Below are 494 nucleotides of genomic sequence, written 5' to 3' on the forward strand. Positions count from 1 at the left end.
TCGCTGCTGGCGAAAAACAGCCTGACGCTCGACAGCCAGAACAGCATCAGCAACCTCAACAACGGCCTGATGAAAGCGGGCGGCGACCTGAACCTGAGCGCCATCGGCGATATCAATAACATCAGCTCCACCATCAGCGGCAAAACGGTCGCGCTGGAGAGCCTGGACGGCAGCATCAACAACCTGACCCGGGTTGAGCAGATTGATATCAACGCCGGAGGGAAGTACGGCAAGATCGGCCTGAAAGACACCCTGCTGGGCAACACGGCATCCATTACCGCGCAGGATGGCCTGTCGCTTGAGGCGGGAAAAAACATCACCGTTACCGGGGCGAACCTGGCCTCAGGCGGCGATATGCTGCTGAACGCGTGGGGCGATATTGCCGTCAACGCGAATCAGATCAACGACGCATTCAGCTCCAGCCGGGCGAAAACCAGCCGTTCGTCCGTCACGTATCAGGGCAGTAACGTCACCGCGGGCGGCAACCTGCTGGT

At 59.7% G+C, this 494-nt stretch carries 1 protein-coding gene; it reads left to right on the top strand.

Annotated elements, in window-relative coordinates:
• A partial coding sequence (locus ACDO57_RS23355) for a hemagglutinin repeat-containing protein (protein WP_370884624.1) occupies positions 1-494 on the top strand: 494 nt, incomplete at both ends.

It is taken from the genome of Enterobacter cloacae complex sp. 2015409, assembly GCF_041365315.1.
Taxonomy (GTDB): Bacteria; Pseudomonadota; Gammaproteobacteria; order Enterobacterales; family Enterobacteriaceae; genus Enterobacter; species Enterobacter pseudoroggenkampii.